Source organism: Kineococcus halophytocola, assembly GCF_041276425.1.
Classification (GTDB): Bacteria; Actinomycetota; Actinomycetes; order Actinomycetales; family Kineococcaceae; genus Kineococcus; species Kineococcus halophytocola.
The window spans coordinates 109,177-127,373 of the sequence record NZ_JBGFTU010000012.1 but is presented as its reverse complement, the minus strand read 5'-3'; the positions used below and the strand labels follow the sequence as shown (position 1 = coordinate 127,373).

The 18,197-nt window shown below is 77.2% G+C and carries 14 protein-coding genes; 1 reads left to right on the top strand and 13 read right to left on the bottom strand.

Annotation, left to right across the window (positions count from 1 at the left end; all coding sequences use genetic code 11):
* Positions 1-7: 7 nt before the first annotated feature.
* From topA to AB2L27_RS12200, 5 genes are all read right to left on the bottom strand, one after another.
* Entirely contained in the window at positions 8-2,854 is a 2,847-nt protein-coding gene (topA, locus tag AB2L27_RS12220) for a type I DNA topoisomerase (RefSeq protein WP_370441744.1), read from the bottom strand.
* 345 nt (positions 2,855-3,199) lie between these two features.
* The gene (locus AB2L27_RS12215) at positions 3,200-4,753 is read right to left on the bottom strand and encodes a DUF7059 domain-containing protein (RefSeq protein ID WP_370441743.1); all 1,554 of its coding nucleotides are present in this window, start codon (positions 4,751-4,753) and stop codon (positions 3,200-3,202) included.
* A gap of 21 nt (positions 4,754-4,774) precedes the next feature.
* Positions 4,775-7,114, bottom strand: coding sequence for a sodium-translocating pyrophosphatase (locus AB2L27_RS12210; RefSeq protein WP_370441742.1), 2,340 nt, complete (start codon positions 7,112-7,114; stop codon positions 4,775-4,777).
* A gap of 138 nt (positions 7,115-7,252) precedes the next feature.
* A complete protein-coding gene (locus tag AB2L27_RS12205; protein ID WP_370441741.1) occupies positions 7,253-7,681 on the bottom strand; it encodes an ATP-binding protein in 429 nt (142 codons plus the stop codon).
* 54 nt (positions 7,682-7,735) lie between these two features.
* Entirely contained in the window at positions 7,736-8,104 is a 369-nt protein-coding gene (locus AB2L27_RS12200) for an STAS domain-containing protein (RefSeq protein WP_370441740.1), read from the bottom strand.
* 221 nt (positions 8,105-8,325) lie between these two features.
* Here AB2L27_RS12200 and AB2L27_RS12195 point away from each other — a divergent pair, with 221 nt between their 5' ends.
* Positions 8,326-10,776 carry a DEAD/DEAH box helicase gene (locus AB2L27_RS12195; RefSeq protein ID WP_370441739.1) on the top strand — a complete coding sequence of 817 codons (2,451 nt, stop codon included), beginning with the start codon at positions 8,326-8,328 and terminating at the stop codon, positions 10,774-10,776.
* Here the strand turns inward: AB2L27_RS12195 and AB2L27_RS12190 are convergent.
* The 8 genes from AB2L27_RS12190 to AB2L27_RS12155 form a co-directional block, all read right to left on the bottom strand.
* Positions 10,752-11,132 (bottom strand): Rv3654c family TadE-like protein, encoded by a 381-nt coding sequence (locus AB2L27_RS12190; protein ID WP_370441738.1) that lies wholly within the window; start codon positions 11,130-11,132, stop codon positions 10,752-10,754. The genes AB2L27_RS12195 and AB2L27_RS12190 overlap by 25 nt on opposite strands.
* A complete protein-coding gene (locus tag AB2L27_RS12185; RefSeq protein WP_370441737.1) occupies positions 11,129-11,512 on the bottom strand; it encodes a TadE family type IV pilus minor pilin in 384 nt (127 codons plus the stop codon). Before AB2L27_RS12185 ends, AB2L27_RS12190 begins: the two co-directional genes overlap by 4 nt.
* The gene (locus tag AB2L27_RS12180) at positions 11,509-11,817 is read right to left on the bottom strand and encodes a DUF4244 domain-containing protein (protein ID WP_370441736.1); all 309 of its coding nucleotides are present in this window, start codon (positions 11,815-11,817) and stop codon (positions 11,509-11,511) included. Before AB2L27_RS12180 ends, AB2L27_RS12185 begins: the two co-directional genes overlap by 4 nt.
* A gap of 135 nt (positions 11,818-11,952) precedes the next feature.
* Positions 11,953-12,609: a type II secretion system F family protein gene (locus tag AB2L27_RS12175; protein WP_370441735.1), complete on the bottom strand. Its 657-nt coding sequence runs from the start codon at positions 12,607-12,609 to the stop codon at positions 11,953-11,955.
* A 30-nt stretch (positions 12,610-12,639) separates the two neighbouring features.
* On the bottom strand, positions 12,640-13,302 hold the full coding sequence (locus AB2L27_RS12170; protein WP_370441734.1) for a type II secretion protein F: 663 nt from the start codon (positions 13,300-13,302) through the stop codon (positions 12,640-12,642).
* Positions 13,299-14,501, bottom strand: a complete 1,203-nt coding sequence (locus tag AB2L27_RS12165) for a TadA family conjugal transfer-associated ATPase (RefSeq protein WP_370441733.1) — start codon at positions 14,499-14,501, stop codon at positions 13,299-13,301. Before AB2L27_RS12165 ends, AB2L27_RS12170 begins: the two co-directional genes overlap by 4 nt.
* Positions 14,498-15,709 (bottom strand): septum site-determining protein Ssd, encoded by a 1,212-nt coding sequence (gene ssd, locus AB2L27_RS12160; protein ID WP_370441732.1) that lies wholly within the window; start codon positions 15,707-15,709, stop codon positions 14,498-14,500. Before ssd ends, AB2L27_RS12165 begins: the two co-directional genes overlap by 4 nt.
* Before the next feature lie 437 nt (positions 15,710-16,146).
* Positions 16,147-18,171, bottom strand: coding sequence for a penicillin-binding transpeptidase domain-containing protein (locus AB2L27_RS12155; protein ID WP_370441731.1), 2,025 nt, complete (start codon positions 18,169-18,171; stop codon positions 16,147-16,149).
* Positions 18,172-18,197 lie beyond the last annotated feature (26 nt).

The following is an 18,197-nucleotide window of genomic DNA, read 5'->3' as shown; positions in this document are numbered from 1 at the left end:
GGGGGCGTCACGACTGCGCGGGGGCCGCCGTCTTCTTCGCCGCGGTCTTCTTCGCGGCCGTCTTCTTGGCCGTCGTCTTCTTGGCGGCGGCCTTCTTCGCCGTCTTCTTCACCGGCCCCCGGGCGCGCTTGTCGGCCAGCAGCTCGGCCGCCCGCTCCAGCGTGATCGTCTCGGGGTCGTCGTCCTTGCGCAGCGTGGCGTTCGTCGTGCCGTCGGTCGCGTACGGGCCGAAGCGGCCGTCCTTGACGACGATCGGCTGACCGGACTCGGGGTCGGGCCCGAGCTCCTTCAGCGGCGGCTTGGCGACCTGGCCGCGCCGCGTCTTGGGCTGGGCGTAGATCGCCAGCACCTCGGGCAGCGTGATGGAGAAGATCTGGTCCTCGGACTCCAGCGAGCGCGAGTCCGTGCCCTTCTTCAGGTACGGGCCGTAGCGGCCGTTCTGCGCGGTGATCTCGTCCCCGGTCTCGGGGTCGGCACCGACGACGCGCGGCAGCGACAGCAGCTGCAGGGCCTGCTCCAGGGTGACGGTCTCGACCGACATGTCCTTGAACAGCGAGCCGGTGCGCGGCTTGACCTTCGCGGCCTTCTTGGCCGCCCGCTTCTTCGGCGCGGCCTGCTCGGCACGCTCCTGCACGGCGGTCGCCGGCGCGTCGTCCTCGATGAGCTCGGTGACGTACGGCCCGTAGCGCCCGACGCGGGCCACGATCGTGCGTCCCGTCTCGGGGTCCTGCCCGAGGACGTTGTCGCCCTCGGACTGCGTCGTCAGCAGCTCGTAGGCCTTCTCGACGGTCATCTCGTCGGGCGCGACGTCCTCGGGGACGGAGGCCTTGAGCAGCTCGCCGGTCTCGCGGTCCGGGCCCTCCAGGTACGGGCCGTAGCGGCCCACGCGCAGGACGACGCCCTCGCCGATCGGGACGGTGGAGATCTCCCGAGCGTCGATCGCGCCGAGGTCGTCGGCCAGGCCCTTGATGCCGTCGAGCTCGGCGCTCGCCCCGTCCCCCGCACCGTCCGGGCGCGGGGCGTCGACCGCGACCGACCCGTTCGCCGGGCCGTCGGCGCCGAAGTAGAACGTCGTCAGCCAGTCCACGCGCTGGGCCTCACCGCGGGAGATCGCGTCGAGGTCGTTCTCCATCTCGGCGGTGAACTCGTAGTCGACGAGCTTGGGGAAGTGCTCCTCCAGCAGCCGCGTCACCGCGAACGCGAGCCAGCTCGGGACGAGGGCCGAGCCCTTGTACCAGACGTACCCGCGGTCGACGATGGTGGAGATGATCGACTGGAACGTCGAGGGACGCCCGATCTCCTTCTCCTCCAGCGTCTTGATGAGGCTGGCCTCGGTGTACCGGGCGGGCGGGGACGTCTCGTGCCCGTCGGCGGCCAGGTCGCGGGCCGTCAGCGGGTCGCCGGCGGTGACCTGCGGCAGCCGGCGGTCGTCGTCGCCGGCGTTCTCGTCGTCGCGGGTGGCGTCGCGGCCCTCCTCGTAGGCGGCGAGGAACCCGCGGAACGTGATGATCGTGCCCGACGCCGAGAACTCGACGTCGCGGCCGTCGTCCGTGGTGGCCCCGAGGCGGACGGTCGCCGTCGTGCCGCGGGCGTCGTGCATCTGGGAGGCGACGGTCCGCTTCCAGATGAGGTCGTAGAGGCGGAAGTCGTCCCCGCGCAGCTCCCCGGCCACCTGCGCCGGCGTGCGGAACGTCTCCCCCGCCGGGCGGACGGCCTCGTGGCCCTCCTGCGCGTTCTTCGACTTCGACGTGTAGTTGCGCGGGGAGTCCGGCACGTACTCCGGGCCGTACAGCTCCCGGGCCTGGGCCCGGGCCGCGGCCAGCGCCTGCGAGGACAGCTGGATGGAGTCGGTGCGCATGTAGGTGATGTAGCCGCGCTCGTACAGGCCCTGCGCGGTGCGCATGGTCTGCCGGGCGTTCAGGCGCAGCTTGCGGGAGGCCTCCTGCTGCAGCGTGGAGGTGATGAACGGCGCGGCCGGGCGCCGGGTGTACGGCTTCTCCTCCACCCCGCGGACGGCGAACTGCGACTGCGCGAGCCCGGCGACGATGGCCTCGGCCGCGGCCACGTCGAGGTGGGCGACGTTCTTCGACTTCAGGGTGCCGTCGTCGGCGAAGTCGCGGCCGCTGGCCACGCGCCGGCCCTCGACGCTGGACAGCTTGGCGCTGAACGCCGAGTCGCCCTCGGGCTGGAAGGTGCCGGTGATGTCGGCGTAGCCGGCGGCGACGAACGCCATCCGCTCGCGCTCGCGCTCGACGCACAGCCGGGTGGCGACGGACTGCACGCGGCCGGCGGACAGGCCCGCGCGGACCTTGCGCCACAGCACCGGGGACAGCTCGTAGCCGTAGAGGCGGTCGAGGATGCGCCGCGTCTCCTGCGCGTCGACCATCCGGTCGTCGATGTCGCGCAGGTCTCCGATCGCCTGCTGGATCGTCTCGCGGGTGACGTCGCCGAAGACCATCCGGCGGTAGGGCACGCGCGGTTCGAGCGCCTGCACGAGGTGCCAGGCGATGGCCTCGCCCTCGCGGTCGCGGTCGGTGGCGAGGATGAGCTCGTCGGCGTCCTTCAGGGCCCGCTTGAGCTCGGAGACCCGCTTCTTCTTGTCCCCGTCGACGACGTAGTACGGCTCGAAGCCGTGCTCGACGTCGACCGCGAACTTGCCGAACGGGCCCTTCTTCATGTCCTCGGGCAGCTGGGAGGGCTGGGGCAGGTCGCGGATGTGGCCGTAGCTGGCCTCGACCTGGTACCCGGGGCCGAGGTAGCTGGCGATCTTGTCGATCTTCCCCGGCGACTCGACGATCACCAGCCGGCGCAGTCCGTCACCGGACGACTTCGTTGCCTGGGACTTGCCCGCCACTGGTCCTGCCTCTCACCTTCGACTCGCTGTCCGCCGCAGGACGCCGGCCGCGGTCACCGCCGGGCACGTCCCGCTGTGCACTCTCGCACGTCGCGGCGACGCGGGGTGCACCCTGCGCACACCCGGGGCTGCTCTGGACGTGCGCTGCCAATGTGCCACGGCGCGGTCCGCGGCACGCAACCGGTGGGTCGCCGAGGGTCCGCCGTCAGCACTCGGCGTCACCCCCGCGCGGGGCCGGGGAACGCCTCGTTGCCTCCTCGAGGTCGATGATCGACCTCGAGGATGGAGCCGGCGCCCTGGCGCCGGACAACGAGGCGTTCCCCAGGCGGCGGCGGTCGCGCGGGGTCAGGGGAGCAGGAGGAACCCGTCCTCCAGGAGCGAGCGCACCCGCGGGTACAGCCGGGTCCGCACGTCCCCCACGGCCTCCTCCCCCAGCACCGCGAGCCCCGCGGTGATCTGGCCCAGGGTCAGCTCCCCGTCGCACGCCCCGACGAGGCCGGCGAGGTCGCCGTCGACCTGCGCGACGCGGCGCAGCCCGCCGCCCTGGCGCAGCAGGACGATGCGGGGGTCCGGGTCGCCGGGGCTGTGGAAGCGCTCGTCGGTGACGTCGGGTGCGACGGTGACCGTCAGGTCGCCCAGGTCGTCCACCCCGGTGAGGCGGTCGTGGGTGGCCAGCCCGCGGGCGAGGACCTCCCCCAGCGGGTCCTCCAGGGCGGCGAGGTTCTCCTCGAAGCGGCGCAGCGGCGTCCCCGGACCCTGCGGGCGGCGCAGCGTCACGACGCCGAAGCCGACGCCGGTCACCCCGCGCGCGGCGAAGTCGTCCAGCCACGCGGTGTAGAGCTCGTCGAAGCGGGGCCCGGCCTTCTGCCCGCCGTCGCGGATCCACGTCTCGGCGTACAGCGCGGGGTCGGCGACCTCGCGCTGGACGACCCAGGCGTCCAGGCCGGTGCCCTCCAGCCAGGACTCCAGCCGCTGCGACCAGCTCTGCCCCTCGTGCAGCTCCCAGTTCCCCAGCAGCTGCGCGACGCCGCCGGGCGCCAGCACCGAGCCGACCTCCCCGACGAGGCGGGCGACGAGGGAGTCCCCGGGCATCCCGCCGTCGCGGTACTCGTACGTGGGCACGGCCGACGTGCGCGGGGTGATGACGAACGGCGGGTTGGACACGACGAGGTCGAACCGCTCGCCGTCGCGGACGGGCTCGAACAGCGAGCCGTGCCGCAGGTCCAGGGAGACCTCGTTGAGGGCGGCGTTGACGGCCGCGAGGTCCAGGGCCCGCTCGGAGGTGTCGGTGGCCGTGACGCGCCGGGCGTGCCGGGAGGCGTGCAGGGCCTGGATGCCGCAGCCGGTGCCGACGTCGAGGACGCGGTCGACGGGGGTGCGCACGGTCGCCGAGGCCAGCGTCAGGGACGCCCCGCCCACGCCGAGGACGTGGTCGGCGGACAGCGCCTCGCCGGTGGCGAGCTCGCCGAGGTCGGAGACCAGCCACCACTGCGCCGCCCCGGCGGCGTCGTCGACGGAGTAGGGCCGCAGGTCCACCAGGGGACGGACCTCGTCGTCGGGGCCCTGCCCGGCCGCGGCCACGAGCCCGAGGGCCACGGCCCCGGCGGTGCCGGTGCGGGGCAGGGCCGCGTCCAGCTCGGCGCGGGTGACGGTCCGGCCGAGCGTCGCGCACCGCAGCAGGACGGCGGCGGGCTCGCGCGAGCCGTCCGTCGCGCGCAGCGCGGGCAGCGGCTGCTCGCGGTCCAGGGCCGCCGAGGCGACGTCGCCGACGAGGGCGGCGACCCCGTCGACGGTGTAGTCCGCCGCGTGCAGATCCGCGCGCAACCCCGCGAGGAGTTCGAGCGGACCGGCGGGCGCGGGGTTCTCGGCGGGGCCAGGGTTCTGGGCGGGGGGCGTCACGTGCGCCGAGTCTGCCCCACGTCAGGGCAGCCGCTCGACCCCCTCCGCCCGCAGGTCCACCCCGTCGGCCCCCGACGTCGGGGCCGCCATGTCGACGCGGCGGTTCTTGCTGACGACGACCGCCACGACGATGACGACGGTGGCCACGCCCGCGATGCCGTACCGCAGCCACGGGTTCGCGTCCGGGCCGATCGACAGCGTCACCACGGCCGGCGCGACGAGCAGCGCCACGAGGTTCATCACCTTGATGAGCGGGTTGATGGCCGGGCCGGCGGTGTCCTTGAACGGGTCGCCGACGGTGTCGCCGATGACCGTGGCCGCGTGCGCCGAGGACCCCTTGCCGCCGTGCGCCCCGTCCTCGACGAGCTTCTTGGCGTTGTCCCACGCCCCGCCGGCGTTGGCCAGGAACACGGCCATGAGGACCCCGGCGCCGATCGCCCCGCCGAGGAAACCGGCCAGCGGCGCGACGCCCAGGCCGAACCCGACGGCCAGGGGGGCGAACGCGGCGAGCAGACCGGGCGTGGCCAGTTCGCGCAGCGCGTCGCGCGTGCACAGGTCCACGACGCGGCCGTGGTCGGGTTCCTCGGACCCGTCCATGATCCCGGGGTGCTCGGCGAACTGCCGGCGCACCTCCAGGACGACGGCCCCGGCCGAGCGGCCCACGGCGTTGACGGCCAGGCCGGAGAACAGGAACACCACCGCCGCCCCGAGCAGGACCCCCACGAGCGTGGTGGGCGTGGAGATCTGGAAGTCGCCCAGCGTCGCGAGCACGTAGGCCGAGGGCCGTTCCAGCCCCACCGCCACCTGCTGGATCCGGTCGGTGACCGCGTTCTGGTAGGAACCGAACAGGGCCGTGGCGGCCAGGACGGCCGTCGCGATCGCGATGCCCTTGGTCACGGCCTTGGTGGTGTTCCCCACGGCGTCGAGCTCGGTGAGGACGGCCGCGCCCTCCCCGTCGACGTCCCCGCTCATCTCGGCGATGCCCTGGGCGTTGTCGCTGACGGGCCCGAAGGTGTCCATGGCGACGATGACGCCGACGGTGGTGAGCAACCCGCAGCCGGCGAGGGCGATGAGGAACATGGCCAGCGCGAGCACCCCACCGGCGAGCACGAACGCCAGGAACACCGCGCCGGCGATGACGATCGTCGTGTAGACGGCCGATTCCAGGCCCAGGCCGATCCCGGACAGCACCACCGTCGCCGGGCCGGTCACCGAGGCCCCCGCGACGTCGCGCGTGGGCCGGGCCTCGGTGCTCGTGTAGTGGCCGGTGATGAACAGGATGAGGACGGCCAGCAGGATCCCGAGGAACACCGCCGCGAACGCGATGAGCCGCGGGTCGCCGTTGAGGGGGGCGACCGTCGCGGCGGCCCCGTCGAACCCGGCGAACGTGGACGGCAGGAACGCGAAGCAGGCCACGGCCGTCCCCACGAGCGCGATGGCGGCCGAGAGGTAGAACCCGTTCTGGATGGACGTCAGCCCGCTGACCCCGGAACGGGCCCGCACGAGCACGACCCCGAGGGCGGCCGTGATCGCACCGATGGCCGGGACGAGCAGCGGCAGGACGAGCCCGTCCTCCCCGATGGCCGCGCTGCCGAGGATGACGGCCGCGACGATCGTCACGGCGTAGGACTCGAACAGGTCGGCGGCCATGCCCGCGCAGTCCCCGACGTTGTCCCCCACGTTGTCCGCGATGGTCGCGGGGTTGCGCGGGTCGTCCTCGGGGATGCCCTGCTCGATCTTGCCGACGAGGTCGGCGCCCACGTCGGCGGCCTTGGTGAAGATGCCGCCGCCGACGCGCATGAACATCGCCAGCAGCGCCGCGCCGAAGCCGAAACCCTCCAGCACGGTGGGGGCCTCGCGCCCGAACACGACGACGGCGACCGACGCGCCCAGCAACCCCAGGCCCACGGTCGTCATGCCGACGACCCCGCCGGTCCGGAACGCGATCCGCATGCCCTCCTCCCGGCCCCCCGCGGGCTGTCGCGCCGCCGCGGCGACCCGCAGGTTCGCCCGCACCGCCAGCGACATCCCGAGGTAGCCGATGGCGGCGGAGAACCCGGCCCCGACGAGGAACGCGACGCTGCGCGCGGCCCGCAGGTCCCAGCCCTCGGCCGGCAGCGCGAGCAGCAGCAGGACGACGGCGACGGCGAACCACGCGAGGGTGCGGAACTGGCGGCGCAGGTAGGCGGCGGCCCCGCTCTGCACGGCCCCGGCGATGGACCGCATCCGTTCGGTGCCCTCACCCGCGGCGAGCACCTGTCGTCGGAACACGAACGCGGCGGCTAGGGCCAGCAGCGAGACGACCGCGACGGCCACCGCGATCCCCTGGGCGGAACTCGACAGGTCCTCGGGCACGGGCATCCGTCCTCCTCGACGTGTGCTGACCTCCGTACGCAGCGTAGGACAGCCGTCGCTGGAGTGCTACGGACCCGACCGGCGGTGGGACCGGTGGGGAGAGGAGGACGTGGAGAGGAGGGTGTGGAGAGGAGGGGTGACGCCTCAGAAGGCGCGCACGTCGGAGGTCCCCGGCTGCAGGTGCCACGACAACGTGACCCCGCCGGCCGAACTCGTCTCGGCGCTGGAATCGGCCATCCCGGCCATGAGGGCCAGGGACAGCGGGTCGGCACTGGCGAGGGCCCCGGGCCCGTCCGGGACGGGCCCGCCATCGGGACCGCACCGGCTGACCGTGACGTCGAGCCGGTCCTCGTCGTCGCTCAGGCGCATGTCGACCAGGGAGACCGGTGGGCCGGCCGGGGACGCGAGGACCCCGCCGGCCACGGCCCGCGCGCACGCCTCGCCGATCGCGATGCGGATCTCGTCGAGCTGGTCCTCACCGAAACCGGCCCGCCGTGCCACCGAGACGGCCACGAGCCGCGCGGTGCGCACGTGCTCGGCCATCGGGGAGAAGCGCAAGGTCACGGTGGGCACGGTCGGGGTGCTCCCTGGTGGATCGGGGGCGGGACCGGCTGGTCCCGGGCGGGCTCAGGAGGAGGCGCTGGCCTCGTCCGAGGACGCGGAGGCGGCGATCGCGTCGGCCACCGTGTCGTGGATCGGGAACACCTTGGTCAGACCGGTGATGCGGAAGACCTTGAGGATCTTCTCGCGCTGGCACACCAGGTGCAGCGAGCCGTCGTGGGAACGGACGCGCTTGAGACCGCCGACGAGGACACCCAGACCGGTGGAGTCGAGGAACTCGACGCCCTCCATGTCCACGACCAGGTGGTGGTGCCCGGCACCCACGAGTTCGTTGAGCCGTTCGCGCAGGGTCGGCGCCGTGTAGACGTCGATCTCGCCGGACACCTCGACGACGGTCCGGCCGCTCTCCTCGCGGCTGGTCACCGACAGGTCCACTAGGACCCCTCCTCGCTGCTGGTCTGCTGCGCGCGGGTGCGCGCAGGTGTGTGCAGTGCTCTGCGAGGGCACCGCTGCGCCCTCCCCGGCATTCAACCACCACGCTGCGTGAGTGGCCCGCCCAAGGCGCGTCCGGCCCCCTCGACGGCGCCCGGCAGCTCCCGCCCGGGGCACCGGGCGGGACACCGGACGGGGCACCGGGAGGGGGGACACTGGCGGGTGTGGACGTCGGGGGGAACGCGGGGGGTCCCGGCGGGGGCGCCCCCCGCTGGCAGCGGCTGCTCGACGCCGGTCTGCGCGCCGACCGCGTGCGCCACGTCGAACGGCTCGCGGCGCGGCCGGGGGTGCGGGTGCCGTGGCCGGACTGGGCCGACCCCGAGGTCGTCGCCGCCCTCGAACGGGGCACGGGGGGCCTGCCGTGGCGCCACCAGGTGCAGGCCGCCGAGGCCGTGCGCGCCGGCCGCTCCACCGTGCTGTCGGCGGGCACCGCGTCCGGCAAGTCGCTGGCCTACCAGCTGCCCGTCCTCACCGCCCTGCGCGAGAGCGCGCTGACCTCCCCCAACGGCAAGGGCGCCACCGCCCTGTACCTGTCCCCGACCAAGGCCCTGGCCGCCGACCAGGACGCCCGGCTGCGCGGGCTGGGCCTGTCCCGGCCCGTGACCAGCACCTACGACGGCGACACCCCGCCGGAGGTGCGGCGCTGGATCCGCGAGCACGCCGGTCTCGTCCTGACCAACGTCGACATGCTCCACCGCTCGGTCCTGCCCGGCCACGAGCACTGGGCGAGCTTCCTGCGCCGGCTGCGCTACGTCGTGGTCGACGAGCTGCACACCTACCGGGGCGTGTTCGGCTCGCACGCGGCGGCCGTGCTGCGCCGGCTGCGGCGCCTGGCCGCCCGCTACGGCTCCGAGCCGGTGTTCGTGCTGGCCTCGGCCACCGTGGCCGACCCGGCCACGACCGCGCGCCGGCTCACCGGCCTGGACGTGCACGCCGTCACCGAGGACACCTCGGCCCGGCCGGCCGTCTCGGTCGCGCTGTGGGAACCGCCACCGCGCCCGGGGGGACCCGACCCCGCGGCGGGTCCGGGTGCGCACCCGGAGCGGCGCACCGCCACGGCCGAGGCCTCGGACCTGCTGGGCGACCTCGTCCTGGACGGGGTGCGGACCCTCGCCTTCGTCCGCAGCCGCACCGGTGCGGAGTCCGTGGCCGCCGGGGCCCGCCGGCGCCTGGCCGACGTCGACGAGGACCTCCCCGGGCGGGTCCTGGCCTACCGGGGCGGGTACCTGCCCGAGGACCGCCGGGTGCTGGAGGAGGGGCTGCGCTCGGGCCGGGTCGTGGGGATGGCCACGACCAACGCCCTGGAACTGGGGGTGGACGTCGCCGGCCTGGACGCCGTGCTCGTCGCCGGGTGGCCGGGGACCCGGGCCTCCTTCTGGCAGCAGATCGGCCGGGCCGGGCGGCGCGGCGCCCCGGCGCTCGGCGTCTTCGTCGCGCGCGACGACCCGCTGGACACCTACCTCGTCCACCACCCCGAGGCGCTGTTCGGCGCCGGGGTCGAGGCCACCGTCCTGGACCCCGACAACGTCTACGTGCTCGCCCCGCACCTGGCCGCCGCGGCGCAGGAACTGCCGCTCACCGACGCCGACCTCGACCTGTTCGGCCCGGTCGGCGCCGACGTGGTCGACCTCCTCGTGCAGCGGGGTCTGCTGCGGCGCAGGGCGAACGGCTGGTACTGGACCCGCCGCGACCGCGCCGTCGACCTCACCGACCTGCGCGGGGCCGGTGGCAGCGTCCGGATCGTCGAGGACGTCACCGGCCGCATCCTCGGCACGGTCGAGGCGTCCTCGGCCGACTCCACCGTCCACGAGGGCGCGGTCCACGTGCACCAGGGCCGCACCTACCTCGTCGACCGCCTCGACCTGGAGGACTCCGTCGCCGTCGTCCACCGCGAACCCGACCCCGGGTACACCACCCACGCCCGCTCGGACTCCGACGTGCGGATCCTCGGCGTCGACGGCACCCGCACCACCGGGCCCGTCACGGTGTCCGCCGGGGTGGTGGAGGTGACCAGCCGCGTCACGGGGTTCCTGCGCCGCCGCACGGGGACCGGGACGGTCCTGTCCGAGCAGCCGCTGGACCTGCCCGAGCGCCGGCTGCGCACCCGGGCCGTGTGGTGGACGCTCGACGTGGACGCCGCCGAGGCCGTCCTGGGCGACGTCACCCGGCTGCCCGGGGCGCTGCACGCCGCCGAGCACGCCGCCATCGGCCTGCTGCCGCTGCTGGCGACGTGCGACCGCTGGGACCTCGGGGGCCTGTCCACCGCCTCCCACCCCGACACCGGTCGCCCGACCGTCGTCGTCCACGACGCCGTCCCCGGCGGTGCCGGGTTCGCCGACCGCGGTCACGAGCGCTTCGCGCAGTGGGCGATCGCGACCCGGGACGCCGTGCGCGCGTGCCCCTGCGAGGACGGGTGCCCCGCCTGCGTGCAGTCCCCCAAGTGCGGCAACGGCAACGAGCCCCTCGACAAGGCCGGCGCCGTGGCGGTGCTCGACATCCTGCTCCACGCCCTGCTCCACGGCCCGCCCGACGGCCCGCCCGACGGCCCGCCCGGGGCCGGGCGGGCTCACCCCGCTCCCCCCGCGGCCGGTCAGGCCCCACCCGGCGGGGCCTGACCGGCGCGGGCCGTGGCCCGGGCCGGCCCGAGCAGACCGGCCACCCCGGCCGGCCGGACCGCGGCCGTCACCGTCACGGCCCCGTCCGCCCCGACCGCGCAGGCCACCGGGACCGCGCCGTGGGCGCGCACGAGCACCGCGGCCCGCGCGCACGGGTCCCCGGGGGCCCGCCCCACCACGACGTCGGCACCGGCGAGCGCCGCGAGGTCGGCCGCGGCCTCGGCGCGGTGCCGGGCCAGGACGGCGGCGGCCAGGGCGAGCACCAGGAGCAGCAGCGACAGCAGCGCCGCGCACGTCCCGACGGCCACCACGGCCCCGGACCCCTCCTCCCGTCCCGCCCGGCGGGGCCGCCTCACGGGGCCTCCACCGCCGCCGTCGCCGCGGCGCGGGCCAGGACCGTCCCGCCGAGCGGTCCGGCCAGCGCCTGCGGGGAACTGACCTCGACGCGGACCGTCCGCACGCCCGCTCCCCCCTCGGCCGCCGCACCGACCCGGACGCCCGCCCCCTCGGGGGCGGCCGCGCGGGCGACCCGGAGCACGACCTCGGCGGGCTCGCCGCGCGCGGCGGCGCGGGCCGCGGCCCGGGCGGCGTCGACGCACTGGACCTGCGCCACCGCGACCCGGACCGCGCCCAGGGCCAGGGCCAGCAGCACGACGACGGCGGGCAGCAGGAGCGCGAACTCCGCCGTCACCGACCCCGTGTCCGCCCGGCCCCGGCGGGATCGCGGGCGGGTCACCCCAGCGTCAGCGCCTGCCGGACGACGCCGAGGAGCATCGCCCGCACCTCGTCGCTGCGCAGCACCGCGATGAGCAGGCCCGCGAAACCGCACGCGGCCAGCGTCGCCATCGCGTACTCGGCGGTCGCCATCCCCGCGTCCGGGGGTTCGGGGGTTCCCCCGGTCCCCTGCGCTCCCGCCGGCGGTTCCCCGGGTTCCTCCCGTTCCCCGGGTTCCTCCAGTTCCCCCGGTTCCCCCGGTTCCCCCGGTTCCCCACCGGGTCCGGTCCGCACCGTCGTCCCCGTGCCGTCCTCGTGTCCGCGCACCGTTCCTCCTCCTGGCTCGACCACCGGGAAACCCCGGCGCGCAACCACTCTCACCACCACCGGGGTTCGTCGGGACCGGGTGCGGCCGGTCTGTGGACGGGGCCGGCCCGATCGGGCCCTGTGGAGACCGCGGCGTCACCCGAGCACGTCCCCGGCCAGGCTGAGGACGACCGGGACGACGCCGAGCAGCAGGAACGCGGGCAGCGTGCACACCCCCAGCGGCAGGACGAGGGAGGCCGACAACCGGGCCGCCGCGGCCTGCGCCTCCCACCGCCGCCGGTCCCGACCCGAGGCCGCCGCCGACCGCAGGAGGTCGGCGACGGGGGCCCCGGTGCGGGCCGAGAGCAGCAACGGGTCGGCCACGTCGTCCCAGCGGCCGGGGTCCTCGGCGAACACCTGCCCGGGACCGTCGTGGCCCGACCCCCACGACAACCGCGCCGCGGCGCGCTGCAGGACGGGTTCGGCGGCGAACCCCTCCGCCCCGAGGGCGTCGAGGACGGCCGCGAGGGCGCGTCCGGGCGGCAACCCGGCGGTGACGGCGGTGGCCAGCAGGTCCGCCACGAGCGCCGCGTCGGCGACCGGTGCGGCCTGCGCGGGGTCGGGGGCGCGCACCCGGGCCCGGACCCGGCGCAGGACCGGTCCCGGTGCTCGCCCGGCGGCACCGCGTCCCCGGCCGGCCGGACCCCCGGCACCCCCGGCACCCCCGCCCGGGACGAGGACGGCCGCGGCCAGCAGGACCGCCACGACCACGCAGGCCCCCTGGGGCCCCAGGCCGGCCACGACCCCGCTCACGTCCGGCCCCCGCTCACGTCCGGCCCCCGCTCACCGTCCGACCCGTTCGGCGCGGTGCACCAGCCGGGCGCTCCACCGGTGCCCGAGCACGAGCAGCACGACCCCGGCCAGGGCGCAGCCGCGGCCGGCGCCCGACGTCAGCAGGACCTCCCAGGGACGGGCCCCCAGGACCGCCCCGAGCACCAGGCCGAGCAGCGGCAGCGCGGAGACCGTGCGGGCGCTGACCCGCGCCCCGGCCAGCGCGGTGCGCACGGCCGCGGCGGCCTCCGCCTGGGCCCGCAGACCGGCCGCGCAGGCCTCCAGCGCCCCGGCCGCCGGGGCCCCGGTCGTGGTGACGAGCCGGCGCACGACGCGGACGACGCGCACCGGGTCCCCACCACCGGCCCCACCACCGGTCCCGCCACCGGTCCCGCCGCCGGCCCGCACCCCCTCGTCCACCACGGCCCACGCCGTGGCGGGGGCCACCCCGGCCCGCAGCAGGGCGGCGACCTGCTCGGCGCTGCGGGCGGCGGCCAGCTCCGGGACGGGAGCCGGCCCGCCGTGGCCGCGGCGCCGGGCCCACCGGGGTCGGGTCCGGCGGGCCCGGCCGGTGGCGGGCGGGGCCCCGACGGGCGAGCGCCCGGGGCGCAGCACGCCCGCGGCGAGCAGCAACCCGGCGACCAGCAGCGGGCAGGCCGCACCCGCCGCGCTCACGCGGGCACCCCCTCGAGGTGGGCGAGGGGGCCGGGTCCCAGGCGTTCGCGCAGCCGCCCGAACCCCGGGGCGCGCCGCAGGCCCCGGTCGGTGCGCACCAGGGCCGGCACGACGACGGCGCGCTCGCCCTCGGCGTCGACCACGGCGACCTGCGCGACCCCGCGGACCCCCGCGCTCCGCTCGACGTGCACGACGACGTCGACCCCGGCGCGCAGCTGGGCGTCCACGACGGCCGGGGCGACACCGGCCGTCGCCGCGAGGGCGTGCAGGCGCACGGGCACGTCGGCGGCGGTGTTGGCGTGCAGGGTGCCCGCTCCCCCGGCGTGGCCGGTGTTCAGGGCCGCGAGCAGGTCGCGCACCTCCGCGCCGCGGCACTCCCCGACCACGAGGCGGTCCGGGCGCATCCGCAGGGCCTGCCGGACGAGGTCGTCCAGGCCGACCGCGCCGCGCCCCTCGACGTTGCCGTGGCGCGCCTCCAGGCGCACGACGTGCGGGTGCTCGGGGCGCAGCTCCCCCGCGTCCTCGACCAGGACGATCCGCTCGTGGGCCGGGACGAGGCCCAGCAGGGCCTGCAGCACCGTCGTCTTGCCGCTGCCGGTGCCGCCGCTGACGAGCAGGGACAGCCGCTGGGCCACGACCGCCCGCAGCACCGGTCCCAGCCCCGCCGGGACCGCGCCGGAGCCTTCCAGCTCCGCGAACCCCAGGCGCCGCACGGCGGGCACGCGCAGGCTCAGGTGCGTGCCGTCGGGGGCCAGCGGCGGCAGGACCGCGTGCAGGCGCGTCCCGTCGGGCAGCCGGGCGTCGACGTAGGGGCTGGCCTCGTCCAGGCGGCGCCCGGCCCCCGCGGCCAGCCGCACGGCCAGGGGCCGCACCTCGTCCTCACCGGCCAGGGACACCTCGGCGCGCCGCAGCCCCGCCCCGTCGTCGACCCAGACCGCGCCGCCGCCGTTGACGAGCACGTCGGTGGTGCCGGGCACCTCCAGCAGCGGCTGCAACCGGCCCGCCCCCAGGAGCGCGGCGCCGACCCCGTCCAGCAGGGCCAGCAGGTCGGTGGCGCCGAGCACGACCCCCTCGGCGCGGGCGGCCGCCGCCACGGCGGGCGGGTCGGGGGCGGTGCCGGTGCGCGCCAGGCGCTCGCGCACGGCCTCGACGACGCCCGCGAACCCCTCCTCGTGCCGGCCCACCGGGAGAGCGCTCACCGCAGGGCCCCCGCGGCGGGCCCGGTGGCGCGCGCGGCCCGGTCCCGCGCCAGGGCGAGGGCGAGGACGCGCAGGCTGCTGCGCCGTCCCCCCGGCACGCCCTCCCCCAGCTCCAGGGCCGCGTCCAGGTCGCGGTCCGGTCGCACGACCCCGGCCAGCGGGGCGCCGGCGGCGTCGGCGACGTCCTCGGCGTCCAGGCCCGCGCCGACGTCGCGGACCACCAGCCGGGCCGTGCCCGTCCCGGCCGCCCGCAGCTCGTCGAGCACGACGCACGCGGCCGCCGCTCCCCGGGTGGTGCCGGGGGCCACGACGAGCAGGTCGTCGCACGCCCCCAGGACGGGCCCGAGCCCACCCAGGCCGCCGCGGGGCAGGTCCACGACCGTGGCCGCGAAGGTGCGGCGGGCCGCCTCCAGCACCGTCCAGACCGCGACCGGGTCCGGGCCGGGCCCGCCGCGACGGTCGGCGGGCAGGACGTGCAGGCCGGCCCCGAGGTGGACCGCGGAGCGGAGCACGTGCGGGCCGAGGCGTCCCGTGACGCCGGTGAGGTCGCCCCAGCGCAGGCCCGGCAGGGCGTCACCGCCGACGAGCAGGTCGAGCCCGCCCGAGCGCGGGTCGGCGTCCAGCAGGAAGCAGCCGCCGAGGGTGTCGGCGAGGGCGCGGGCCAGCCCGGCCGCCAGGACGCTGGCTCCGGCACCCCCGGTCCCGCCGACGACCCCGAGCACCGGCCCGGGCCGGCCGCGGCCGTCGGCCACGTCGGACAGCCGTTCCAGCAGCCAGTCCTGGGCCTCGGGCAGCACGACGGCGTGGTCGGCCTCCAGCCCGGCCGCGGCCTGCCACCACGACGGGTCCAGCGGACCGCGGCCGACGACCACGAGCGGCACCCCGGGCCGCCGCAGCGCGCGCAGCCGGCCGGGGTCGGCGTCGGCGCCGGCCAGGACCAGCGCGGCGTCCCCGGCGGCTCCGCCGACCGGGGCCCCGGGGTCGTCGCGGTGCAGGTCGGCGCCGGCGGCCACGGCCAGCCGCACGAGGGCGGCGGCCAGCTCCTCCTCACCGGTCACGAGCACGGCCGTGCCCGGCGGCGGGGCGGGCCGGGCCGGCGGGGTCCCGCGGCGGCCGCGCTCACCGCCCCCGTGCACCGGGCCGCGGGGTCGGTCGGGGCGCCGGGCGGGGTGGGGGACGGGCCGGCGGGTGGGGTCGTGGACGGGCACGGGTGGCTCCTCGCGTGGGTGGGGAGGACCACCGTGCGGGCCGCGGGCACCGGGGTCCGGCGGCGGGAGCCGGGCTGTGGACACCGGGGCCCCGGAGCGGGGCTGTGGAGACCGGGACGACACGGTCGCGCCTGACAGCGGACACCTGTGGAGCGGGCACCTGTGGCCGGACGGCGTGGACCGGACGTGAGACCGGTGACCCGAGGAGGGGGGTGATGGGGAGACGGCCCCCGCTGGGGGGGAGCGGGGGCCGTCCACGGTTCCGGCTCGGGGGGGATGAGCCGGACCGCCTGTAGCCCACAGGGCGTACCGCAACATCCTCACCCCTGGCGGGGGCCCTTGGCAATTCCTCCACGCCGACCGGTGGAGATTTCACGGCCGTCCGGCAGACCCCCGCTTCAGTCCCCCGTCTCAGTCCCCCGTCTCAGTCCCCCGCCTCAGTCCCCCGCCTCGTCGCCGGCCGCGGCGAGGCGGGAGAGGAAGTCGGCGGCGACCGGGGCCGCGACGGCACCCCCGGAGGTCCCCCCGGCGACGAAGACGGCGAAGGCCAGACCGCCCTGGTAGCCGATCGTCCAGGCGTGGGTGGCCGGCGGCACGGCGGTGCCGTGCTCGGCGGTCCCGGTCTTGGCGTGCACCGGCTCACCGGGCACCCCGGCCAGGGCCGTGGCGGTCCCGCCCGTGACGACGTCGCGCATCAGCTCCCCGATCGTGGCGAGCAGAGCCGGTTCGGCCGCGTCGGCGGGGTCCGAGGGCGCCTCGGGGGCGGGGTAGAGGACGACCTGGGGACGGCGCAGCTCACCGGCCGCCACCGAGGCCGCCGCGGTCGCCATCGCCAGCGGGGACACGAGCGTGCGCCCCTGCCCGAAGCTGGCCGCGGCCAGGTCGACGGCGGACTGCGCCGGCGGCACCGTGCCCGCGAACGCGTCGACCCCGGTGGCCCACGGCGCCCCGACCCCCAGCGCCGCGGCGGCGGCGGGCAGGTCGTCGTCACCCAGGCGCGGGCTCAGGCTCGCGAACGCGGTGTTGCACGAGCGCGCGAAGTCGGTGCGGAAGGGCACGTCGCCGAACGCCTCGTCCTCGAAGTTCGAGAACGAGCGGCCCTCGACGGTGTACGTCGGCGGGCACGGCACCTCCTCGGAGACGTCGAGCCCGTGCCGCAGCAGGGCCAGGGTCGTGACCACCTTGAAGGTCGACCCCGGGGGGAACCGTCCGGTCAGGGCGAGGTCCCCCCCGTCGGCGGGGGCGTTCGCGGCGGCGACGACGGCCCCGGTGGCGACGTCCACGGCGACGAGCGCGGCCTGGTCGGGACGGGCGGCGAGGGTGTCGTCGGCCGCGCGCTGCACCGCGGCGTCCAGGCCGGTGGTGACCGGCAGGCCGGGCGCGGGCGCGACGCGGAACAGTTCCGCCGACCCGGCGTCGGGCTCGCCCGTGGCCTGGACGGCGATCCCGACGCGGCCGGCGAGCCGGTCGTCGCAGGTCCGCTGCAGCCCGGACAACCCCGCGAGGTCCCCAGCCCGGTACCGGCCCCCGGAGTCCTGCACCACCTCCGCGGTCACCTGCCCGACCGTGCCGAGCAGCGCCCGGGCGAAACCCCGGGTCGGGGCCAGCGGCTGGGTGGACTCGGCGAAGACGGCGCCGGGGATCGGCTGCAGGACGTCGCGCTGGGCGTCGTAGTCGCTGCGGCGCAACGTGATGACGTCGACGAAGGCGTCGGGTGCGGCCTGCTGGACGCGGGCGGCCAGCGCCGCGGCGTCGACGCCGAGGGCGGCCCCGAGCGCGTTCGCCGTGGCGACGGGGTCGCCGGTGCGCGAGGGCTGCACCCCGACCCGCACCACGGGGGTGGCGGTGACCAGGGGCGAACCGTCGCGGCCGAGGACGTCGGCGCGCGCGGGCACCGTGCGGTCGACCTGGAACGCCGAACCCCCCGCGAGGGCGGGGTGGACGAGGGCCGGTTCCCACAGCGGTCGCCAGGTGTCCTGCTCCCGGGCGAACCGGGCGGTCGTCGCGTAGGCGAACCTCGCCCCGGCGGGGGCGCCGTGGGAGGCCGCGAGGTCGAAGACCACCTCCAGGGCGGCCGTGGCCGAGCGCGGGTCGTCCTCGGCGACGGCGACCGAGGTCACCGACACGGCGGGCGGGGGCTGGGCGAGGTCACCGGTGAGCCGGGCGTACTCGGCGCCGACGTCCGCGGGCGGCTGACCGCCGGCGGTGGCCCGGAACCGGACCCGGTCGAGGTCGCCGGCGGACCACGCCGCGGCCAGCGCGTCGGCCGCGGCCCCGAGCCCGTCCGCGGGGTCGTGGCGCCCGGAGACCAGCCACCAGGTGCCGGCGCCGGCCCCGGCGACGAGGGCCGCCGACCCGGCGACCACGACGGCCCGGCGCCGCAGGTGCGCGGGGGGCCGTCCCGGCCCGGTCGGCTGCGCGCGGGCGGGGGTCGGCTCGGGGTCGGACGCGTCGTCGGTCATCGCCGGTGATGCTGCCACGTCACGGG

Bases quoted from the DNA above. Each gene is read 5' to 3' on its own strand.
- AB2L27_RS12210 (WP_370441742.1), bottom strand. From the start codon at position 7,114: ATGCCCGTGCCCGAGGACCTGTCGAGTTCCGCCCAGGGGATCGCGGTG.
- AB2L27_RS12155 (WP_370441731.1), bottom strand. From the start codon at position 18,171: ATGACCGACGACGCGTCCGACCCCGAGCCGACCCCCGCCCGCGCGCAG.